The sequence below is a fragment of the Bradyrhizobium sp. SZCCHNGR1005 genome (assembly GCF_032489995.1).
GTDB lineage: Bacteria > Pseudomonadota > Alphaproteobacteria > Rhizobiales > Xanthobacteraceae > Bradyrhizobium.
The window spans coordinates 1-1,039 of the sequence record NZ_JAUEZC010000029.1 but is presented as its reverse complement, the minus strand read 5'-3'; the positions used below and the strand labels follow the sequence as shown (position 1 = coordinate 1,039).

General features: G+C 56.2%; 1 protein-coding gene. It reads left to right on the top strand.

Going from position 1 to position 1,039, the window contains the following annotated elements:
- Positions 1-163: 163 nt before the first annotated feature.
- Positions 164-853, top strand: a complete 690-nt coding sequence (locus QXZ85_RS33705) for a hypothetical protein (RefSeq protein ID WP_316175689.1) — start codon at positions 164-166, stop codon at positions 851-853.
- Positions 854-1,039: the final 186 nt, after the last annotated feature.

Here is a 1,039-nt window from a genome sequence, read left to right as displayed (position 1 = left end):
CTTCCGGCGCCTCACCGTAAATCATGCCATTTCGGCGCCAATCCGGGGACCCCACGGGGTTCAACGCGGCGCCCCCCCGCAACAAAACGTTTTCACGCGGCCAAGACCCAAAGCCGACATTTGCAGGTACACCCACTGGGTGTTTGTGATAGAAATCTCGCCCATGAAGAACAAGCTTTCCGATGAAGAGCAGCAAGCCTCTCTCGATAAGAATTTCCCATTTATCGAGCAAAATGCGGAGCTGCCTGGGCGCTGGGTGCCCGACACTCTATCTCCAATACCTGGCGGGAAAACATGGCACGGACAAAAGCATTGGAGCACGCGCCACGGTGATGCAGTTGTGCGGTGGGGCTTAGGCGAGCCGTACAGGATCGATTTCGCGCTTTATCCTGATCAATCTCGCGGTGTTGTGCAGAAGAACGGTTATGGCCGGTGGCGTCGCTTGGCCAAGAACGCTCGGAATTGGATCCACGGAACCATTCAGATCAACACTGCTGACGTAGTATTCCGTGATGGAGAGCAACTGATCTACACGCCGCCTCAGATAACTTCGGTCCCAGATCTTGAGGCCGACCTAGCTCATGACGCGGGGTTCCTCGAAGCGCTTCAGGATGACGGTTTTGCCGATGCGACATATGAGATTTTGAAACGCGATCATTTTTACAGGAGCGGACTGCCTGGGTGGCGCCCTGGTGGGGCTAGCTCAGCGCGCCTCGTAGCGGACCTGAGAGGGTTGGGCGAATGCTTCAGTGATTGGCATCCGTGGGGTGGGTCTCGCGATGAGACGCATTTGCGATCGGTGCTTGCCCATTTGGCCGGCATGGGGTGGGAAGCAAAGCAAGATCAAGAATGACCCGAACAAGTGGACCGCTTTCAAGTCCGCCTCTGGCCGATTTCGTTGAAAAAGTCAGCGGTTGCGACGCAGAGATATCGGTGATTCAGTCTGTCTAGTGGGCAGGACCGAAGGTCATGATGGGGCATCGGCAAGTCGAACAGGCTGCGTTGTTCTATGAGTTCTCGCTGGAAAGGCACATCCCCG